This window comes from Janthinobacterium sp. GW821-FHT03C10 (assembly GCF_059420865.1).
In genome coordinates, this window is sequence record NZ_JBWKUN010000007.1 from 71206 (window position 1) to 92811 (window position 21606).

General features: G+C 64.2%; 12 protein-coding genes. 6 read left to right on the plus strand and 6 right to left on the minus strand.

Annotation, left to right across the window (positions count from 1 at the left end):
• Positions 1–51 precede the first annotated feature (51 nt).
• On the plus strand, positions 52–2514 hold the full coding sequence (locus tag AC07VH_RS22385) for a tetratricopeptide repeat protein (protein WP_494789003.1): 2463 nt from the start codon (positions 52–54) through the stop codon (positions 2512–2514).
• On the opposite strand, the gene AC07VH_RS22390 is transcribed toward AC07VH_RS22385, so the two are convergent.
• The 4 genes from AC07VH_RS22390 to AC07VH_RS22405 are packed head-to-tail and all read right to left on the minus strand — an operon-like array spanning position 2511 to position 5165.
• A complete protein-coding gene (locus AC07VH_RS22390) occupies positions 2511–3158 on the minus strand; it encodes an FABP family protein (protein WP_494789004.1) in 648 nt (215 codons plus the stop codon). The genes AC07VH_RS22385 and AC07VH_RS22390 overlap by 4 nt on opposite strands.
• A gap of 59 nt (positions 3159–3217) precedes the next feature.
• Positions 3218–3742 (minus strand): hypothetical protein, encoded by a 525-nt coding sequence (locus AC07VH_RS22395; RefSeq protein WP_494789005.1) that lies wholly within the window; start codon positions 3740–3742, stop codon positions 3218–3220.
• A 2-nt stretch (positions 3743–3744) separates the two neighbouring features.
• Positions 3745–4548 (minus strand): type I methionyl aminopeptidase, encoded by an 804-nt coding sequence (map, locus tag AC07VH_RS22400; RefSeq protein ID WP_100874007.1) that lies wholly within the window; start codon positions 4546–4548, stop codon positions 3745–3747.
• Between the two features lie 17 nt (positions 4549–4565).
• Entirely contained in the window at positions 4566–5165 is a 600-nt protein-coding gene (locus AC07VH_RS22405; protein WP_474292289.1) for a TetR/AcrR family transcriptional regulator, read from the minus strand.
• 113 nt (positions 5166–5278) lie between these two features.
• On the opposite strand from AC07VH_RS22405, the gene AC07VH_RS22410 reads away from it, so the two are divergent.
• On the plus strand, positions 5279–6793 hold the full coding sequence (locus AC07VH_RS22410; protein ID WP_494789006.1) for an AMP nucleosidase: 1515 nt from the start codon (positions 5279–5281) through the stop codon (positions 6791–6793).
• A gap of 439 nt (positions 6794–7232) precedes the next feature.
• The gene (locus AC07VH_RS22415; RefSeq protein ID WP_494789007.1) at positions 7233–9755 is read left to right on the plus strand and encodes a TonB-dependent receptor; all 2523 of its coding nucleotides are present in this window, start codon (positions 7233–7235) and stop codon (positions 9753–9755) included.
• Between the two features lie 135 nt (positions 9756–9890).
• Here AC07VH_RS22415 and AC07VH_RS22420 read toward each other — a convergent pair whose 3' ends face one another.
• Positions 9891–10361 carry a cyanophycin metabolism-associated DUF1854 family protein gene (locus AC07VH_RS22420; protein ID WP_475415614.1) on the minus strand — a complete coding sequence of 157 codons (471 nt, stop codon included), beginning with the start codon at positions 10359–10361 and terminating at the stop codon, positions 9891–9893.
• Between the two features lie 2 nt (positions 10362–10363).
• Positions 10364–12646 (minus strand): cyanophycin metabolism-associated ABC transporter, encoded by a 2283-nt coding sequence (locus AC07VH_RS22425; RefSeq protein WP_494789008.1) that lies wholly within the window; start codon positions 12644–12646, stop codon positions 10364–10366.
• Between the two features lie 467 nt (positions 12647–13113).
• Between AC07VH_RS22425 and AC07VH_RS22430 the strand changes: the two genes are divergently transcribed.
• The 3 genes from AC07VH_RS22430 to AC07VH_RS22440 all read left to right on the plus strand — a co-directional run bounded on the left by AC07VH_RS22430 (position 13114) and on the right by AC07VH_RS22440 (position 21380).
• Entirely contained in the window at positions 13114–15291 is a 2178-nt protein-coding gene (locus AC07VH_RS22430; protein WP_475415616.1) for a cyanophycin synthetase, read from the plus strand.
• 194 nt (positions 15292–15485) lie between these two features.
• Complete coding sequence (gene cphA / locus AC07VH_RS22435; protein ID WP_475415617.1) at positions 15486–18056, plus strand: cyanophycin synthetase; 2571 nt, start codon at positions 15486–15488, stop codon at positions 18054–18056.
• A gap of 177 nt (positions 18057–18233) precedes the next feature.
• Complete coding sequence (locus AC07VH_RS22440) at positions 18234–21380, plus strand: EAL domain-containing protein (RefSeq protein WP_494789009.1); 3147 nt, start codon at positions 18234–18236, stop codon at positions 21378–21380.
• Positions 21381–21606: the final 226 nt, after the last annotated feature.

Genomic DNA, 21606 nt, shown 5'->3' on the forward strand with positions numbered 1-21606 from the left:
ATGGGGATGCTAAAATTCAAACATCTTTCCAGAGAGCAAAAGGACGCGCGCATGAATTCCAGCACTGAAACGGCCCATGACACCCCAGGCAGCGAGGATACGCCGCAGGTGACAGAGACGGCCGTGACGGCGCCAGCGCCCATCAAGCCCGGCAAGGAAGACCTACCCACCGTATTGGGCAAGCTGCGCACCCTGGTGCAGGACAAGACGCGCTTCGAACCACACGACATCACGCCGCTGGGCGAGGAAGACGTGCTGCAGGATTTTTCCCTGCAGGCCAATTACGCGCTGGAGGCGCGCTTCGAGCAGCGCGTCATCAATGGCTATTTCACGCCCTCGGGCAATGACTGCCGCTGTGGCTCCCACGAGGTGGGAGCACTCGCTCACGCGCAGGAAAAGGAGCGGCTGCGCCGCGCGGCGGGCAAGCTCGACGCTGCCCTGCGCCAGGCGGGCCAGGCCTACAACGCCATCGAAGCGGGCGTGTATCTGCCGCACGCCGTCAAGTACTGGCACCTCGATACCTGCAGCCCCTGTTCCGGCAAAGGCCGCATCGGCTGCCACACCTGCCACGGCGCGACGACGGAAACGTGCTGGAATTGCCACGGCGGACGCACCGTCAGCTGCGACGGTTACGGCTGCTACGGCAGCGGCAAGGTGTCGTGCTCGTATTGCAGCGGCAGCGGCACGGTGGCCGAACAAGTCACCGACTACATCACGGTGCAAGTGCCCACTACCACCTACAGCAACGGCAGCTCGCATACGAGCTACCACAGCGAAACGCGGCCCCAGTACCGCACCGAATACCGCTCTTGCTACCATTGCAGCTACGGCAAGGTCAGCTGCAACACTTGCCACGGTTCCGGCAACATCAATTGCGGCACCTGCCGCGCCAGCGGCAAGGTCACGTGCCGCACCTGCAGCGGCGTGGGCGACTTGCGCTGCAACCCGTGCGACGGTTCCGGCAAGGTGGGCAAGGCGGCCTGGGTCGACGTGCACGTGGCGCCCGGCTACAGCGTCAGCCTGCCCAAGCAGGCGCCCGACGACGCGCGCCGCATCCGCGACAAGGAGAGCGTGCACTCACTGGCCGCCATCGCCAGCAGCCTGGCCCTGGCGAAAGTGAGCATTTACAATGAAGACCAGCCGCAGGAAGTCGACGCCCTGTATGCGGCCAAGCTGCGCATCGTGCGCCTGGACGCATCGTGCAACGCAGAAAAACACCACCTGGTGGCGTACGGCACGGACTTGCGCTGGCTGACCCTGGACGACATCGTGGAAAAACTGCTGCGCGGCGACCTCAAAGCGCTCAGCGACGCGCTGGCCGGCAGCGCCGACGACGGCCTGTTCTCGGCCCACGTGCAAGGTTTGCTCACGCCGCTGCGCGACGTGGCCGCCTCGGAGCTGAATGCGGACGTGATCGAGTCTGTCCTCAGCGGCGACGCGGACCACGCCCACGTCGATGTCGTCTCCGCCGACTATGCCAACAATGTGCGTACCTGCGTGCTGGGCGCCCTGCGCCAGGTCTACACGCGGCTGGCCAAGCAATTCTGGTGGAAAAGCGCGCTGGCCGCCCTGGCCGCCGCCATCGCCGCCTGGTTCTTCGCCGGGCACGGCACGGCCGCCGTCGCCGGCCTGCTCGTCACGGGCGCCGGCTACTGGCTGTTCAACCGCAAGGTGAAAAGCGTGCTGAGCGAAGCGCTGGGCGGCGAGCGGCAGGCCGAACGGGCCATGGGCATCGCCGGCAAGGGCCGCCGCAACCAGCTGGCGCAAGTGCTGATCCTCGCGCCCGCCAGCGTCGCCGTGCTGGCCGCCAGCTATGGCTTGCCCGTGCGCGTGCGTCCCGCTGCGCCGCCGCAGGAGGCGGCCATGGCCTCGGCCCCCGTCGCGCCCCATGCGCCGGCCGCCGTGCCGCAGGACGCAAGTGCCGCCAAGGCCGTCAAGCTGTACGAAAATGGCGACAAGGCGCATGCGCTGGCCATGCTGGAAAGCCTGGTCGGCAAGGGCGACGCGGGCGCGTATGGGCTGTACGGCTGGATGCTGCTGATGGGCGAAGGAAAACCCGGCCCCGTCACGGCGCCGACGGCGCAGCAGCGCGCAGCGCGCCAGGTGGCCGCCAAGCCGCTGATCGGCAAGGGCCTGGTGAAGAATGACAGCTATGCCTTGACGGCGAAGGGCGTGATGCTGGCCGAAGGCTGGCAGGAGCCGCGCAACATGGCGCGCGGACTCGACCTGCTGAAACAGGCCGCGAACAAGGGCAATGCGCAAGCCATGCACTTGCTGGGCCTGTACCACGTGCGCGGCTACCAGATTCCCGTCAACCACAAGGAGGCGCGCAAATGGTTCACCCTGGCCGCCGACAAGGGCAGCGCGGGCGACATCTACAACCTGGGCCTGATGGACTGGGAAGGCGCGGGCTTGAAACGCCCCGACCGTGCCAGCGCCATGCAGCGCTGGAAGATCGCCGCCGCCATGGGCGAGGAGCGCGCGATCAAGGCCGTCGCCCAGGGACAGCCTTAAGCGGCCGCCGCCAGCGCCTGCAAGGCCATCGGGTTCGGCGTCGGTTCGCCGATTTTCGTCAGCAGGTTGCGGTCCGTGTGGTGGAACGGTTCATCCTTGCCGCGGATCAGCATGACCGTGTCCTCGTCGTAGCCCCAGGTGCCGTCGGCGTGGATATCGACCTTGATGCGGTATTCGACGGTGGTGAACGCGTGTTCGAGAAAAGGATTCGAGCAGATGCCGTAGGCCGTCGAGTCGCGCTTGGCCTCCAGTTCGAAACTGGTGGCGTCCGCCGTCGTCGTGCCGGACGCCATGGCGATCTGGCCGCGCGGGATGGCCAGGGTCTGGATCACGGCGCCCGTGGCCGGCTCCCACAGCCAGTAGCCCACCTGCTCATGATAGGTTTTCACTTGATCCGGCTTGGTGATGTGGATGTAGTAGCGCAAGCCGTAGAACAGTTGCGGACCGTTGGTGACGGGGTCGATCGGCTGCAGTTCGATGCGCTCGACGAAGGCCTGCTTGCGCGGACCGTCGGCTTTCGGCTTGACGTCCAGGCCGCGCGTGCCCGTCCAGATGCCGGCCATGCCGGTCAACGGACCCAGGTTGTTCAGGGTATGCACGTCGGCGGACGGCTCGGTGTAGATATCTTCGGGAAAATCGCTCATGCGGAAGTCTTCAAAATGGGGCAACAGTGCTTGCCGCCATTGTAAGACGCAGGCCGCTATCAGGGAAAGAGCGCGATGTGGCGTTCGATGAACAGCAAGGCCGCTGCCGCCAGCGAAGGGCGCTGCGCCTCGAACACCGTTTCGTCGCGCGCCTGCAGCAGATTGGCGGCCGCCTCGGGCAGCAGCAATTCATCGGCAATGAACGCCGCCACCGTATCGATATTGAGGTACAGGGCGCTGTCGAAGCCTTCCCAGTCCACATAGGCCAGCCACTCGGCCAGCAGCACCACGCCGGCGACGGGCGGCGCCAGGGCCGCGATGCGCGCGGCGCGCAGTACGCTGTCCGTGCCGATCTGCTCCTGCTGCTGCACGGCCAGCGCCACGTGCTGCAGCGCGTCTTCCGGATCGTGCCGGTATTTGTTCAGCAGGCGCTGCGTCAGCGTATAGCGCTCGGCGTCGATGCCGCGCAGGGCGGCCGCCACGTCGCCGTCATGCAGCGCCAGGTGGCGCGCCGCGCAGGCAGCATCCACGCCGGCTTTCGCGGCGACGATCTCGGTGAGCTGCTGCCGGCGCGCGTCATCCATGCTTACACCAGCGGCTCGGTCGAACCGGTCAGGGTGAAGATTTCAAAGCCCGTTTCCGTCACGGCCAGCGAGTGCTCGAACTGCGCCGACAGCGAACGGTCCTTCGTCACCGTCGTCCATTTGTCGGGCAAGACCTTGACCTGGTAGCTGCCCACGTTGAGCATCGGCTCGATCGTAAAGATCATGCCCGGTTCGAGCACGATGCCCGTGCCTGCGCGGCCATAGTGCAGCACTTGCGGCGTGTCGTGGAAGACCTGGCCCACGCCATGGCCGCAGAAGTCGCGCACGGAGGAAAAGCCCTGCGCCTTGGCCACCGCCTCGATGGCGGCGCCCACGTCGCCCAGGGTCGCGCCCGGGCGCACGGTGTGGATACCGGCCATCATGGCGTCATACGCCGTGTTGACGAGGCGGTTGGCCAGGATGGACACGGCGCCCACCTTGAAGGTGCGGCTGGTGTCGCCGAACCAGCCCTGGAACTTCGGCGTCACGTCGATGTTCAGGATGTCGCCCACTTTGAGGATCTTCGTTTCGGACGGGATGCCGTGCGTGACCACATGATTGACGGAGATGCAGCTGGCGTGCTTGTAGCCGTGGTAGTCGATGGTGCCGGGGATGGCGCCGGCGGCGCGCATGAATTCCTCGCACAGGGCGTCGAGCTTGGCCGTCGACACGCCAGGTTTGACGAAGGGTGCGATGTAGTCGAGCGTGTCGGCGGCGATGCGGCCGGCCGCGCGCATGCCGATGAAGCCTTCTTCGTCGTGCAGGGGGATTTTCTTGCCGTGTTCAAGCTGGGTGGAATAGCGCATGGGGATTCTTTTCTTTGTCAGTGTGTGATGGTTTGGGTCGCCCAGCCGCGCACGGCGTCGTGCGAGGCGCGCAGCATGGCGTCGACGCTGGCCGGTATCGGCCGCTCCTGGGTCAGGTAAGGCTTGACGACGGCCACGGGCGCGTCGATCAGCACGAATTTGAGCAGCATGTGATCGAGATCAAGCTCCTTGGTGGCGGGCATGGCTTCGGCGCAGCGGGCAAAGCAGGCGTCGAGCGCCGCCTGTTCCTCTTCCACGGCGGCCAGCAATTCCTCGCCAAGGCCACTGCAGAAATCGGGGCTGTCCTCGCATTGCAGCAGGAAGCGCGCATACACGGGCTTGCGCCGGCACCAGTCCAGCAGGCCGTGCACGCCAGCCCAGGTGTCGCCGCCGAGCCAGCGGCTGGCGACCTCCTCGCGGAAGTCGCTCTTCACGCGCAGCCAGGCGCGCGCCAGAATCGCGTTGCGCGAATCGAAGCGGTGATACACGGAACCGATAGGTGCGCCGGCCTTGACGGCGATGGCGGCCATCGACACGGCGCCCACGCCGCACTGGGCGGCGACGGCGATCGCGCTGTCGATAAAGTTGTTTTCGTTGAATTTGGCGAGTCTGACCATTCAAATAGAATACAGATTCTATTTGAATCCGTCAAGCGCCCCCGACATGCGCCAACATGAGTTGCCTTGCTGCCTTACAATGGTATGCACGAACCGCCACAAGGAGAATCCGCTTGCTTACGCCCCCCTTCATCGCCTCCTCCCGCTTCGACGATCCACGCCTGGCGTTGGAACAGGTGCAAGCCATTTACCGCAGCAGCATCGAACACCTGCGCGACGCGCTGCAGCGCTTTGTCGCCGGCGAAGACATGCACGAGCGGGTGCGCGCCTGCTACCCCTTCGTGCGCATCCAGACCGACACCGTGGCGCGCGCCGATTCGCCGCTGGCCTACGGCTTCGTCGCCGGCCCCGGCGTGTTTGAAACCACGCTGACGCGCCCCGACCTGTTCGGCGATTACTACCTGGACCAGTTCACGCTGCTGCTGAAAAACCATAACAGCGGCCAGAAGGTCCACCTGGAAGTGGGCGTGAGCGCCCAGCCCATCCCCGTGCATTTCTCGTTCGCCGAGCATGACCATATCGAAGGCAATATGGATGCGGGCCGCCGCCTGGCCATGCGCGACCTGTTCGACCTGCCCGACCTGTCGGCCATGGACGACGGCATCGCCAACGGCACGCACGAACCGGCGCACGGCGAAGCGCAGCCGCTGGCCCTGTTCACGGGACCGCGCGTCGACTACTCGCTGCAGCGCCTGCGCCATTACAGCGGCACGTCGCCGCAGCACTTCCAGAACTTCGTCCTGTTCACCAATTACCAGTTCTACATCGACGAATTCATCCGCCTGGGCCACGCCATGATGGACCGCGCGCCCGACGCCGCCGCACCATCGGACGACGACGGCTACGTCGCCTTTGTCGAACCGGGCAACGTGGTCACGCGCCGGGTCGGCCAGACGGTGGAAAGCGAAGATGCGCTGGGCGCCGCGCCGCCGCGTTTGCCGCAGATGCCCGCCTACCACCTGCTGCGCGCGGACGGCAGCGGCATCACCATGGTCAATATCGGCGTGGGACCGGCCAATGCCAAGACCATCACCGACCATATCGCCGTGCTGCGCCCGCATGCCTGGCTGATGCTCGGTCATTGCGCCGGCTTGCGCACCACGCAAAGCCTGGGCGACTACGTGCTGGCGCATGCGTATGTGCGCGAAGACCACGTGCTCGACGAGGATTTGCCGCTGTGGGTGCCGATCCCGCCGCTGGCGGAAATCCAGCAGGCGCTGCAAACGGCCGTGGCGGAAATCACCCAGCTCACGGGACACGACCTGAAACACATCATGCGCACGGGGACCGTGGCCAGCACGGACAACCGCAACTGGGAACTGCTGCCGCAGCGTACGCCGGAGCGCCGCTTCAGCCAGAGCCGCGCCATCGCGCTGGACATGGAGAGCGCGACGATCGCCGCCAACGGCTTCCGTTTCCGCGTCCCGTACGGCACCCTGCTGTGCGTGAGCGACAAGCCGCTGCACGGCGAAATCAAGCTGCCCGGCATGGCCAACCACTTCTACCGCGAACGGGTCGACCAGCATCTGCGCATCGGCATCCGCGCCGTGGAACTGCTGCGCCGCCAGGGCGTGGACCGGCTGCACAGCCGCAAATTGCGCAGCTTTGCGGAAGTGGCGTTTCAGTAAACTGCGCCGCCCCCCCCTAAGCCAGCCGCCCCCCCCCCGGGCGGCTTTTTTTTGGCCCGCCGCCCCGTCCCTGCCCTGCCGCGCCCCTGCTTAAACCGGCGCAAATGTCGTCACAAAAAAACAACAGCTGTCTAGACAGGCAAGCGGCGAATACCAAACTTTCAACGATCATTTTCCCAGATGGCAAATTTAATTTATTTAACATTTGAAATTTAATGCTTTACTGCCAACCATAAATAAAATTCATCCACGATCATTCTGACTTTCGCTGTGCACACGCACAAATACTCGGCAGTTCTTGACAGTCAAGTTCAAAAAATGGTCTGATGAATTGCAAATTTAAAATATTAAATTTGAAAACATGGTCATTTTGAAAATAATTTCAAATAGCTAAATAAAACCCTAAGGAAACTAAAGTTTCCTAGTTGGAGGATAGACAATGATCGAAAAGAAATTAAGCAAATCCCTGCGCATGATGTTTGCGGGCACCTTGATGATGGGCGCCGGCTTCATGCACCAGGCCGCCCAAGCGCAGGATGCCAAGGCTGACGAGAAATTGCAGCGCGTGGTCGTCACCGGTTCCGCCATCAAGCGCGTGGATGCCGAAACGGCCGCGCCGGTGGAAATTTACAGCAAGAAAGATATCGAGCGCACGGGCGCCACCAGCGTTGCCGAATTGATCAAGAATCTGGCCTCCATCGACATCAATGACCAGGGTGAACTGAGCGCCAGCTCGCCTTCCGGCTCCGGCACCACCAACATCAAGATGCGCGGCTTGAGCGAACGCAACGTGCTGATCCTCTTGAACGGCCGCCGCCTGCCGACCAATGCGCTGGCTGACGGTTCGGGCGCGGGCGCCGCGGTCGACGTCAACGCCATCCCGCTGAGCGCGCTGGAACGCATCGAAATCCTGAAGGATGGCGGTTCTGCCATTTATGGCGCCGATGCGGTTGCCGGCGTGATGAACTTCATCACCAAAAAGAACTACCAGGGCCTGGAAGCGAAAGCCAGCTATGGCCAAAGCTCGCGCTCGGATGCCAAGGAAAAGACCGCCAACCTCGTGTACGGTTTTGGCGACTATGACACCCAGGGCTTCAACGTGCTGGCCACGGTCGACGTGTTCAAGCGCGATCCGATCTACCGCAAGGACCGCGAGCTGACCCGTTCGGCCGACTTCCGCCGCTTTGGCGGTCCGGATGGCCGCAGCGGCTTCCATCCTAGCGGCAATATCGCCGGCGGCGGCACTCTGGTGCCATGCCCACCGGACGATTTGAGCGACGGCTCCTGCCGTTTCGACGTCAACAAGACCTTGCTGACCTCCACCAACGGCGCCGACCGCGTCAGCGGCATGTTGATCGGCAGCCTGAAAATCAGCGACAGCATCCGCGCGTTTGCGGAATTTACGTATTCCGAAAGCAAGGATGACTTTTCGTCCCAGCCTGCGCCAGGCAACTTCAAGGTCGGCAACCAGACCGTCGCCGGCCGCTTCATGCAAATGGGTCCGCGCCAGACCAACCGCAAGGGCACGATGACCCAGTTCTCGACGGGGCTGGAAGGCACGACGCGCGGCATCGACTGGGACGTCGCCATCGGCAAGGGCGTGAGCAAGGCCACCAACCGCGATTCGAACTACGCACACTACGACCTGTTCAACGAAGCAATCGCCAATGGTTCGATCAACCCGACCCGCACCGACAACCCGCAGGCCGCCGTCGACAAGATTCGCCTCACGCCTACGCGCGCCGGCAAGTCGGAACTGACCTTCTTCAACGCCAAGGCATCGGCGCCGATCATGGACCTGGCAGGCGGTGCGATGGCCTACGCCGTCGGCGTGTCGTACAACAAGGAAACGCTGAGCGACCAACCCGACCAGAACCAGATCGATGGCCTGGTCTTCGGCAGCATCCAGCAAGCCTCCGTGAAGGCGGACCGCAATTCCAAGGGCATCTTCGGCGAACTGTCGATTCCCTTCCTGAAAAACGTCGAAGCGCAGGTCGCCCTGCGCTATGACGACATCTCGAATGTCGGCAGCAAGACCAGCCCGAAACTGGCCTTGCGCTATCAGCCGCTGAACAACCTGATGTTCCGCGGTTCGTATGCGGGCAGCTACCTGGCGCCATCGCTGAAACAGATGTATGGCGGCGTCGATGCGGGTGCCTATACGACGAACGACAAGGAAATCTGCAATGCCTTCCCTTCGATTTCCGGCAATTGCACCAACTTCTCCTACTACCAGGTCTCCGGCTCCAACAAGGACTTGAAACCTGAAACGGGCAAGACCTACAACCTGGGCATGGTGTTCTCGCCAGTGAACTCGCTGACGGTCAGCATCGATTACTTCAAGATCGACAAGAAGAACGAGATCGGCACCCTGACGGAAACCAAGGCGATCGAGCGCGGCAATGTGGAAATCAAGAATGGCGATGCGCGCATCCTGCTGAACAACCAGAACCTGGCCACCACCGAAGTGCGCGGTTTCGATACGGACCTGCGCTACACCTCGCCGCAAACGATGTTCGGCAAGTTCACGCTGCGTAATGCATCCACCGTCTACACCCGCATGGAAACGCAGGATACGGAAACCGATCCGGTGCAAAGCACGCTGAAGACGTTCATGAATCCGAAGTACCGCAACACGTTCACGGCCAGCCTGGAAAAGGATAATATGTCCGGCTCCCTGGTCATCCGCACGACGGGCGACATGATCGACTCGGACTTGCGCCGCGACGAAATCAAGCCGGGTACCCGCACGATTCCTTCGCACACCGAAGTAGATCTGACGGGCCAGTACGTGGCGATGCAAAACCTGACCTTCACGGCCGGCATCAAGAACCTGTTCGACAAGATGCCACCGTTTAGCGCGATGGGCGCGGGCAACCAGTACGGCACCCTGGGCTTTGCCCAGCTGTACAACGTGCGCGGCCGCTACTTCTACATCGGCGCAGGCTATAAGTTCATGTAATGCAGCGCAATCGCCGGCGGCCTGAAAAGGGTTGCCGGCGTTACCCTCGAAAGCCGCACGCCTGTGCGGCTTTTTTCATGCCCGGCAGACGAAAAAAAACCGCTGCTGGCAGCGGTTTTCAGCTAAGTCCGACGCTTACAGGAATCGATCCAAAATCTTGCGCGTCGTCTTGTCGATATTGAACATATCGCGGATCAAGAAATGGATGCCGTGGTTGTCGGCGATCAGCAGCGACGCGGCGCCGATGCGGCGGATGTCTTCCTCGCCTTTCAGCACGAACTGCGTCTCGCCCCGGTCCGTGTCGACGTACCAGGTGCAGGGCGTGGCGAAGCTGGAGACGCTTTTCACGCGCGCGATCTCGGGCATGAATTCGCGTCCTTCCAGCTCTTCCTGCAGCAGGCTGCGCGCCGGTTCCGGCAAGGCGTCGAGGCGGTCGATCCACGCCACCTCCTTGCCGTTGCCCAGCACCAGAGAAATACCCTCGTCCGGCGACTGGATGGGGAAGGCGCGCACGGGTGCCACGCCTTCAAAGACCTGGCCGTCCGCGTCCGTCATCACCAGCTTGCCGAAGGGGTCGCGGCTTAATGTAAAAGTTGTACTGGCCATGCTTATTCCTTGTCATCCAGGGCGAGTTCGTTGTTGCGCGCCTGTGCTTCGTAGAGGCGGAAATAGGCGCCCTCCTTCGCCATCAGTTCATCGTGACTGCCCACTTCGACGACCTGGCCCCGGTCCAGCACCACCAGGCGGTCGGCCCGGTGCAGGGTCGACAGCCTGTGCGCGATGGCGATCGTCGTGCGGCCCTGCACCAGGTTGTCGAGCGCCTTCTGGATCTCTTTTTCCGTTTCCGAGTCCACCGACGATGTCGCTTCATCCATGATCAGGATGCGCGGATCGATCAGCAGGGCGCGGGCGATCGAGATGCGCTGGCGTTCGCCGCCGGACAGCCCCTGGCCGCGCTCGCCCACCATCGAATCGTAGCCTTGCGGCAGGCGCAGGATGAATTCGTGCGCATGCGCGGCGCGCGCGGCGGCGATGATTTCCTGGCGCGTCGCGTGCGGCTTGCCGTAGGCGATATTTTCCGCGATGGTGCCGAAGAACAGGAACGGCTCCTGCAGCACCAGGCCGATATTGCGGCGGTAGTCGGACACGGCGAACGAGCGGATGTCGACGCCGTCGAGCAGGATCGCCCCTTCCGACACGTCATAGAAACGGCAGATCAGGTTGACCAGGGTGCTCTTGCCCGAACCGCTGTGGCCCACCAGGCCGATCATCTCGCCCGCCTTGATGTTCAGGGTGATGCCGCGGTTGACGGCCCGGTTGCCATAACGGAAACCGACTTCGCGCAAATCGATCCTGCCTTCGACCTTCTCCAGCTTCACAGGCTGCGCCGGTTCCGGCACGCTCGACACGTGGTCGAGGATATCGAAGATGCGCTTGGCGGCGGAAGCCGATTTCTGCGTCACGGAAACGATGCGGCTCATCGAATCGAGGCGGCCATAGAAACGCGTGCTGTAGGCGATGAAGGCGGTCAGCACGCCGACGGTGATTTCGCCGCGCGACAATTGCCAGATACCGAAGCACCAGATGACCAGCAAGCCCATCTCCGTCAGGAAGGAAACAGTGGGCGAGAACAGCGACCAGACCTTGTTCAACTTGTCGTTGACGGCCAGGTTGTGCGCGTTGGCGTCGCGGAAGCGGGCCGCTTCGCGCTTTTCCTGCGCAAACGCTTTGACTACGCGAATGCCGGGGATGGTATCGGCCAGCACGTTGGTCACTTCGCTCCACACGCGGTCGATCTTTTCAAAACCCGTGCGCAAACGGTCGCGCACCAGGTGGATCATCCAGGCGATGAACGGCAGCGGCGCCAGGGTCATGATGGCCAGCCACGGGTTCATCGACCACAGGATCACGCCCGTCATGATGATCATCAGCACGTCGGAAGCGAAATCGAGCAGGTGCAGCGAGAGGAAGACGCAGATGCGGTCGCTGCCGCTGCCGATGCGCGCCATCAGGTCGCCCGTGCGCTTGCCGCCAAAGAATTCCAGCGACAGCTTCATCAGGTGTTCATACGTGGCCGAGCGCAAGTCGGCGCCCATGCGTTCGGACACCAGGGCCAGCACATAGGTCTTGCCCCAGCCCAGCAGCCAGGCCAGCAGGGCCGAACCGAGCAAGCCGCTCATGTAGTACACCACCAGCCAAGGATTGATGTGCTTGCCGTTCTGATACGGGATCAGCACATTGTCCATCAGCGGCGCCGTCAGGTAGGGCGGAATCATGTGCGCTGCCGTGGAGAGCAGCATCAGCATGAACCCCAGCGCCAGCTGGCCACGGTAGGGGTGGGCGAAGCGCCACAGGCGGAACAGGGTCCAGGTCGATGGCGGCGTATGCAGCACCTTGGCGCAGATCGGGCATTCTTCCTGTTCCGGCTCCAAGGGCGCCTTGCAGCTCGGACACACTTCCTGCTCCGCTTCCAGCACGGGCTGGCCCGTCAGGTGGCTGTCGAGGCGCTCGACGAACTGTTCCAGCACGCGGATCGCATGCAGGTTCTGTCCCAGGGTGAAGCGCCACGAAGCCAGGCGGCCGTGGTCGTCGAACAATTCCAGGTGGCCGACACCGGCGTGGTCATGGTGCGTCAGGCGCAGTCCGTGGCGGAAAGACCAACTTTTCCAAGTGGTATCGCCCGGTGAACGGGCCAGTAAACGCTTCTCGGTGACAACAATTATGCCTTTTGTGAAACGTAATCGCGCATCGAGGTCAACCTCAACGCTACTTAAAACGTTCTCCCCTGGAGAAAGGTTGCTCTCCACTTCCGCCAGCCAGGCTTCTGCGACAGGCGCCGGCAGCGATGTGAGGGGAATAGTTGTTGCAGGAACACTCAGTTCAGTTGTCATCGTAAAGCATACTCCGGCTCGAGGCCAAGCCCTTCAGGGCGGGATTTGGGGGATGGGGCAGACGCCCGATCAATGTTTGTGTACTGCGCGATGGCGAGGTAGATGCACCAGTGGCAATTTCCTGTATTGTATCGAATGGATGCCTGCCGGTAAGGAATGATGGCAAAACGGAGCAAAAAAATGCGCAGCCATGGTACCGAGGCAAGTATACAACAGCCCGCTGTTGCGCAAATGCTCCAGCTTGGCCCGGAGTCGGTAACTTTATAACAAGTATGGCAACAATTAGTAACAATTAGAATGACAACACCAGCAGAATACGAGAAGCAAACGCGACAAGAGGCCGCTAAAAGTGGCACACTGCGCATACCCGGGATAAAGAACCAAGCACGAGCCTGAAAAGACTCTGTAAAGCCAACATAAAGTATCTGGCGCCCAGACGCCTGGCTTGTTATCAAGAAACCACTTACATGATCAAGAAGAAGAACATCGAATTTGCCCGCGTCACCCACCTGCGCGGCCCCAACATCTGGACTTACCGCCCGGTGATTGAAGCCTGGGTCGACATCGGCGAACTGGAAGACTATCCATCGAATACCCTGCCCGGCCTGTACGAGCGCCTGGTGGCGTGGCTGCCAGGCATGATCGAACACCGCTGCGGCGTGGGCGAACGGGGCGGCTTTTTCGAGCGCCTGCGCGAAGGCACGTGGTCGGCGCACATCCTCGAGCACGTGGTGCTGGAACTGCAAAACCTGGCCGGCATGCGCACGGGCTTCGGCCAGACGCGCTCGACGAGCCAGCGCGGCGTCTACAAGATGGCCTTCCGCACGCGCGAAGAGCACGTGGGCCGCGCCGCCCTGGCCGCCGCGCGCGAACTGCTGATGGCCGCCATCAACGATGAAGCCTACGATCTGGAAGCGGCCCTGGCGCCGCTGCGCGACATGGTCGACTCGCGCTGCCTGGGCCCGAGCACGGCCAGCATCGTCGATGCCGCCACCGAGCGCCGCATCCCTTCCTTGCGCCTGAACGACGGCAACCTGGTGCAACTGGGCCACGGCGCCGCGCAGCGCCGCATCTGGACGGCCGAAACGGACCGCACCAGCGCGATCGCCGAAGGCATCGCCAGCGACAAGGACCTGACGAAATTCCTGCTCAAATCGTGCGGCGTGCGCGTGCCCGAAGGCAGCCTGGTGCGCAGCGCCGAAGCGGCCTGGGAAGAAGCGCAGGACATCGGCGTGCCCGTCGTCGTCAAGCCGTATGACGGCAACCACGGCCGCGGCGTATCGCTGAACCTGATGACCGAAAGCGACGTGAAGGCGGCCTACGAACTGGCCGCGCGCAAGGGCGACAGCTCGGCCGTGCTGGTGGAAAGCTTCATCACGGGCGATGAGCACCGCCTGCTCGTCGTCGGCAACAAGCTGATCGCGGCCGCCAAGGGCGAATCCCTGTGGGTCGACGGCGACGGCACTTCCAGCGTGCTGGAACTGGTGAACACGCAGATCAATACCGATCCGCGCCGCGGCGAAGGCGAGGATTTCCCGCTGGGCACCGTCAAGCCGCATGAATCGGGCGAAATCGTGCTGGAACTGCAGCGCCAGGGCATGACCGCCCTGTCCGTGCCGCAGGCGGGCCAGAAAGTGCTGATCCAGCCGAACGGCAACGTGGCCATCGACGTCACGGACGACGTGCACCCGTCCGTCGTGCATGCGGCCCTGCTGGCCGCGCGCGTGGTGGGCCTCGATATCGCCGGCATCGACCTGGTCACCACCGACATCACGCGTCCGCTGGAAGAGCAGCGCGGCGCCATCATCGAAGTCAATGCCAGCCCAGGCTTGCTGGCGCATATCAAGCCGGGCGTGGGCCAGCCCCGCCCTGTCGGTGCGGCCATCGTCGACCACCTGTTCGCGCCAGAGGAAACGGGCCGCATTCCGCTGATCGGCGTGACGGGCACGCGCGGTGCCAGCCTGATCGTGCGCATGCTGTGCAAACTGCTCAATCTGTCGGGCCTGCACACGGGCGCCGTCTGCAGCGAAGGCATGTATCTGGACCAGCGCCGCGTCGTCAGCAGCGATTGCGTGAACTGGGACGCGGGCCAGCGCCTGCTGCTCAACCGCACCGTGCAGACGGCCCTGTTCGAGAGCAATCCCCGCATGATCCTGGCCGAAGGCCTGGCCTACGACAAGTGCCAGGTCGGCATCGTCACGGACATGGGCAGCCTCGATAGCGTCAAGGATTTCGACGTGCTGGACGAAGCGGGCCTGTACAAGGCCGTGCGCAGCCAGGTCGACGTGGTGGTGCCAACGGGCGTGGCCGTGCTCAATGCCGCCAACGCGCACGTGCTGGAACTGGCCGAGCTGTGCGACGGCACGGTGACCCTGTATGCGCAGGATGGCAGCCTGCCCGCCATCGCGGCGCAACTGGCCGCCGGCCAGCGCGCCGTATTCGTGCGCGGCAACCATATCGTGCTGGCCGAAGGCGGCATCGAAACGGTCTTGCTGTGCCTGGACCTGCTGAAACCGGCCACGGCCGGCAATGTCGACAGCGTGCTGGCCGTCGCGGCCGCCGCCTGGGCCATGAACCTGCCCGTCGATTTGATTTGCGCCGGCCTGCGCACCTTCGACGCGGCCCCCGGCTGCATCGGGAACTGAAAACCAGGAACGTCAAACCAAACCTACTGCGCGTCGCGATTTGCGGCCTCCGATGCTCACTGTGCATCCGCACAGCTCCGCTTCTCGGGCCAACGGGGGCGCCGAGCCTCCCATCCGCTCGCTACGGTTTGATTTGACGTAAAAGCCCGGCTACGGCCGGGCCCACAAGAACACAACAGGATTACGGTTTAATTATGGAAGTATCTCGCGTACGGGCCTTGCGGGGCCCTAACCTCTGGAGCCACGACACCGCCGTGGAAGCCATTGTTTCCTGCACCACGCAGGAACTCGACATCGCCCAGCTGCCCGGCTTCGAAGCCCGCCTGCGCGCGCGCTTTCCGCAACTGAGCCCGCTGCAACCGCTGGGCAATTACAACGCCGCGCCGATGGCACAGGTGCTGGAACTGGCGGCGCTGGGACTGCAGGCGCAAGCCGGCTGCCCCGTCACCTTCAGCCGCACCACGCCGACCCTGGAAACGGGCATCTTCCAGGTCGTCGTCGAATATTCGGAAGAAGCCGTCGGCCGCCTGGCCCTGGAACTGGCGCAGCAGCTGTGCCGCGCCGCGCTCGACGATGCGCCGTTCGACCTGGCCGGCGCCCTGCACCAGCTGCAGGAACTCGATGAAGACGTGCGCCTGGGCCCTTCGACGGGCGCCATCGTCAACGCCGCCGTGGCGCGCAACATCCCGTTCCGCCGCCTGACCGAAGGCAGCCTGGTGACGTTCGGCTGGGGCAGCAAGCAGCGCAAGATCCAGGCCGCCGAAATGGACGGCACCAGCGCCATCGCCGAAGCCATCGCGCAGGACAAGGAACTGACGAAGAAGCTGCTCGACTCGGCCGGCGTGCCCGTGCCGCAAGGCCGCGTCGCCATCGACGTGGACGACGCCTGGGCCGCCGCCTGCGAAATCGGCCTGCCCGTCGTCGTGAAACCGAAGGATGGCAACCAGGGCAAGGGCGTCACCGTCAATGTCACCACGCGCGAACAGCTGACGGCCGGCTTCCTCGCGGCGCAGGAATTCCGCGACGACATCCTCGTCGAACGCTATCTGCCGGGCCACGATTTCCGCTTGCTCGTCATCGGCAACAAGATGGTGGCAGCGGCCCGCCGCGACCCGCCGCAAGTGGTGGGCGACGGCCAGCACACGGTGCGCGAACTGGTCGACCAGGTCAACCTGGACCCGCGCCGCGGCAGCGGCCACGCCACCTCGCTGACGAAAATCCGCTTCGACGACATCGCCCTGGCCAGCCTGGCCAAGCAGGGCTACGTGGCCGAATCCGTGCCGCCCGTGGGCCAGCGCGTGATCTTGCGCAATAACGCCAACCTGTCGACGGGCGGCTCGGCCACCGACGTCACCGTCGACGTGCATCCGGAAGTGGCGGCGCGCGCCGTCGCCGCCGCGCACATGGTGGGCCTGGACATCTGCGGCGTGGACGTGGTGTCCGACAGCATCCTGAAACCGCTGGAAGAGCAGAACGCCGGCATCGTCGAAGTCAACGCCGCACCGGGTTTGCGCATGCACCTGGCGCCCTCGTTCGGCAAGCCGCGTCCCGTGGGCGAAGCCATCATCGCCGCCATGTTCGCCGAGGGCGATGATGGCCGCATTCCCGTCGTCGCCGTCACGGGCACCAACGGCAAGACCACCACCGTGCGCCTGATCGCCCACCTGCTGACGGCATCCGGCCTGCGCACGGGCATGACGAACACGGATGGCGTGTACATCGAAGGACGCCAGATCGACAGCGGCGACTGCAGCGGCCCGCGCAGCGCGCGCAACGTGCTGCTGCACCCGGACGTGGACGCGGCCGTGTTCGAGACGGCGCGCGGCGGCATGCTGCGCGAAGGCCTGGCTTTTGATCGCTGCCAGGTCGCCGTGGTGACGAATATCGGCGCGGGCGACCACCTGGGCCTGAACTACATCACCACCGTGGAAGACCTGGCGGTGCTGAAACGCGTGATCGTGCAGAACGTGGCCGACAGCGGCGTGGCGGTGCTGAACGCCACCGACCCGGCCGTGGCGCGCATGGCCAAGAATTGCAGCGGCACGGTGACCTTCTTCGCCGCCGACAAGACGCATCCCGTGATGGCCACCCACCGCGCGCAGGGCAACCGCGTGGTCTACGTGGAAGACGGCAAGCTGGTCGCCGCGCAAGGCAAGGAACGCCACGAAATCGCCCTGTCGCAGGTACCGATCACGCGCAACGGCGCCATCGGCTTCCAGGTCGACAACGTCATGGCCTCGCTGGCCGCCGCCTGGGCCGTGGGCCTGGACTGGAAAACCATCGCGCTGGGCCTGAAAACCTTTGCCAATGAAGCCGACAATGCGCCGGGCCGCTTCAACGTCTTCGACTATCGTGGAGCCACCCTGATCGCCGACTACGGCCACAATCCGGACGCCATCCTGGCGCTGGTGCAGGCCGTCGAAAGTATGCCGGCCAAGCGTCGCTCGGTGGTCATCAGCGGCGCCGGCGACCGCCGCGACGAAGACATCCGCCAGCAGACGGAAATCCTCGGCGCCGCCTTCGACGATGTGCTGCTGTACCAGGACCAATGCCAGCGCGGCCGCGCCGACGGCGAAGTGGTGGCATTGCTGCGCCAGGGCCTGGACGGCGCCAAGCGCACCAGCCATATCGATGAAATCAACGGCGAATTCGTCGCCATCGACAAGGCCCTGGCGCGCCTCGGTGAAGGCGACCTGTGCCTGATCCTGATCGACCAGGTGGAAGAAGCGCTGGCGCACATCGCCAAGCGCGTCGCCGAAGCCTAAGCCTAAGCGCAGCCTGACGGCATACGAGGGCGGCCTGCGGGCCGCCCTTTTTACTGGCGCGCGCCGCCTCCCTGCGCGCACCGGCATGGTGCAAAAGCCCCCTTGCAAGCTTGTAAATTCAGGCATGGAAATTGCACATAAGAAAACATAAATGGGCTGACAAAAGGTGGGGAACGCATGCTGGGCAAAATCTCGCGCATGATCGGAAAATTGACGGTGGGGCGCAAACTGGCGCTGATCTATTTGCTCGACCTGTCCGCCGTCATCTTCATTTCCGGCATCCTCATCAACGAAAAATACCTCGCCATCGATTTCTCGCGCAAGGAGATGGCAGGCAATGACTACATCGCCGCCATCCGCGATGCCCTGCTGCCGCCGGGCGCGCAAGCCGCGGCCGTGGAACAGGCCGAACGCCGCTTCGGCGCAGGCATGCACAGCGCCGAACTGAATGCGCAATTTGCCGCCCTGCTGCGCCAGGCCGGCCATACTTCCGCCGCGCCGGACGCCGGCATCGCGCCCTCGCCCGCCTTTGTGGCCGGGCGCGCGCTGCTCACGCGCGTGGGCAACCAGTCGAACCTGATCCTCGACCCGGACCTGGACAGCTACTACACGATGTCGCTGGTGATCCTGCGCTTTCCCGAACTGTTGGAATTGATCAACAGCACGCGCGCCCTGGCCCTGCAACTGGCGACGGCCGAAGGCGCGCAGCGCCAGCGCCTGCAGACCCAGTTCCTGATCCTCGAAGGGCGCATGGATGCCACCATGGGCGGCATCGGCAGCGACTACACGGAGGCGTTCGCGGCCAGCACGCCGCTGCTGCGCCAGCATCTCGACGGTTCTCGCGCGGCCCTGCAGCGCGCCGTGGCGCAGTTACGCGCCAGTAGCCAGGCGCTGGCAGGCGTGCAAGCCAGCCCCGCCGGCGCGCGGGAACTGCTGCGCCGCAATGCGGTGGCGCTCGCCGCGCTGCGCCTGGCATGGCGCGATGCCGGCAACGAATTGCAGCGCCTGATCCAGCTGCGCGTGGATGGCTTTTTCACGCGCATGTGGCTGCACCTGGGCACGGCCGTGCTGCTGCTGGCGATGATACTGGGCCTGGTTTTTTTCGTCGCGCGCCAGATCGCCCTGCCCATCCGGCGCCTGGCGCGCGTGGCGCAGGAAGTGCGCGAAACGGGCGACCATAGCCTGCGCGCCATCTGGGACAGCGAGGATGAAACGGGGCGCCTGGTGCGCGCCTTCAACACCATGCTGCAGCAGCTCGACTTCCAGCGCATGGCGCAGCAGGACCTGGTGGCGCGCGCCAGCGCGGCCGATGCGCAGCGCCAGCTGGTCGACGCCATTCCCATCCCGCTGATGGTCACCTCGATCCCCCATCACCAGGTGCTGCACGCGAACCAGGCCGCGCACGCATGGCAGGGCGGGCTGGAACTCGATCCGTGGGTGGGCGGCATGCATCCGCAAGCCCGTTCGCGCTTCTTCCAGCGCTTGAGCGACCTGGGCGCCGTCGACGAATTCGAGGTGTGCTGGAGCGGCGGCGGCACGCCCACCTGGGCCCTGATTTCCGCGCGCCTGATCGACTACCAGGGCCAGCGCGCCGTGCTGTCGACCTTCACGCCGATCAACAAGATGAAGCTGATGGAGTCGCGCCTGGAACTGTGGGCCAAGGTATTCGAGGCCTCGGCCGAAAGCCTGATCGTGATGGACGCCGGCATGCGCATCATCACCGTCAACCAGGCCTTCCGCCGCCATTCGCTGTACGACATGGTGGAGCTGATCGGCAAGCGCCCCGCCTTCCTGCTCGCGCCCGATAACGCTCCCGAGCAGCTCGACAGCCTGCGCCGGACCCTGGCGCGGCGCGGCTACTGGCAGGGCGAAATCTCGGTGCAGCGCAAGTCGATGGAAAGCTATCCGGCCTGGCTGGTGATGAACGCCGTGCGCGGCCTCGATGGCGTCACCACGCATTTCATCGCCAGTTCGCTCGACATCAGCGAACGCAAGGCCAGCGAGCGGCAGATCGAGCACATGGCCCACCACGACGCGCTCACGGGACTGGCCAACCGCCACGTGTCGAAACTGCGCCTGGCGGCCGCCATCGCGCAGGCGCGCCGCAGCGGCGAAAAGGTGGGGGTGCTGTTCGTCGACCTGGACCGCTTCAAGCACGTCAACGACGCGCTGGGCCACCACGTGGGCGACGCCCTGCTGCAATCGGTCTCTAAGCGCCTGCTGCAGCTGGTGCGCGAAGGCGATACCGTCAGCCGCCTGGGCGGCGATGAATTCGTCGTCATCCTCAACGGCGTCGGCGACGCAGATGCCATCGGCGCCCTGCTCGACACGCGATTGATACCCGCCATGCGCGAGCCGCACCAGGTGGCAGGCAACGAGCTGTATGTCTCGTGCAGCGTGGGCGTGGCCATCTATCCGGACCACGGCGACGACATGGATACCCTGATGCGCCACGCCGATGCGGCCATGTACCAGGCCAAGAGCGGCGGACGCGATCATGCGCGCATGTTCACGCCGCAGATGCAGGAGCAGCAGTTGCAGCAGCTGCACCTGGAAAGCGATCTGCGACACGCCATCGAGCGGCAGGAACTGGTGCTGTACTACCAGCCGCGCATCGATGCCAGGAGCAGCCGCCTGAATGGCGTGGAAAGCCTGATCCGCTGGCAGCATCCGCAGCATGGCCTGATCGCGCCCGACAGCTTCATTCCCGCCGCCGAGGAATCGGGCCTGATCGTTCCCATCGGCGCGTGGGTCATCCGCGAAGCGTGCCGCCAGCAGGTGGCCTGGCGCGAAGCGGGCGCGGGCGACATCGCCGTGTCGATCAACCTGTCGGCCATCCAGCTGAAAAGCGGCGGCCTGGTGGCCACCTTGCGCGAGGTGCTGCGCGAGTTTCCCGTCACGCCCGGACGGATCGAATTCGAACTGACCGAATCGATCCTGATGGACAACGTGGACGACACCATCGCCACCCTGCACGCCATCAAGGCGCTGGGATTTGCGCTGTCGATCGACGACTTCGGCACCGGCTATTCGAGCCTGAACTACCTGTGCCGCTTCCCGCTCGACAAGCTGAAGATCGACATGAGCTTCGTGCAGGACATCCACGGTTCGCCGCAAAACCTGGCCGTGACGAAAACCATCATCGGCCTTGGCCATACCCTGGGCTTGACGGTCACCGCCGAGGGCGTGGAAAGCGCGGCCGATGCCGACGTGCTGCGCCACGCCGGCTGCGATGAATTGCAGGGCTTTTACTTCGCCCGCCCCATGCCGCAGGCGCACTTCATGGCCTGGCTGGCGCAAAGCGCCGCGCCCTGCGCCGCCTGACGCCTGCTGTGGAGCGCCCGCAACGCGCATGCGCCAGCTTCGACAACGCGCGGTGCGCCGCCAGGGCGCATGAATGCAGCAGGGATACCGGAATTGATATGGACATCGCAAAAGAAGTCATTTGTGGGGCAAAGTCATTCCCACCTACCATGTTTCTTGAGCATGTTCCAGCTCTGGCGGCGACTGCCGCAGCGTTCTCAACATAACTAAAATACAGGTGGAGACA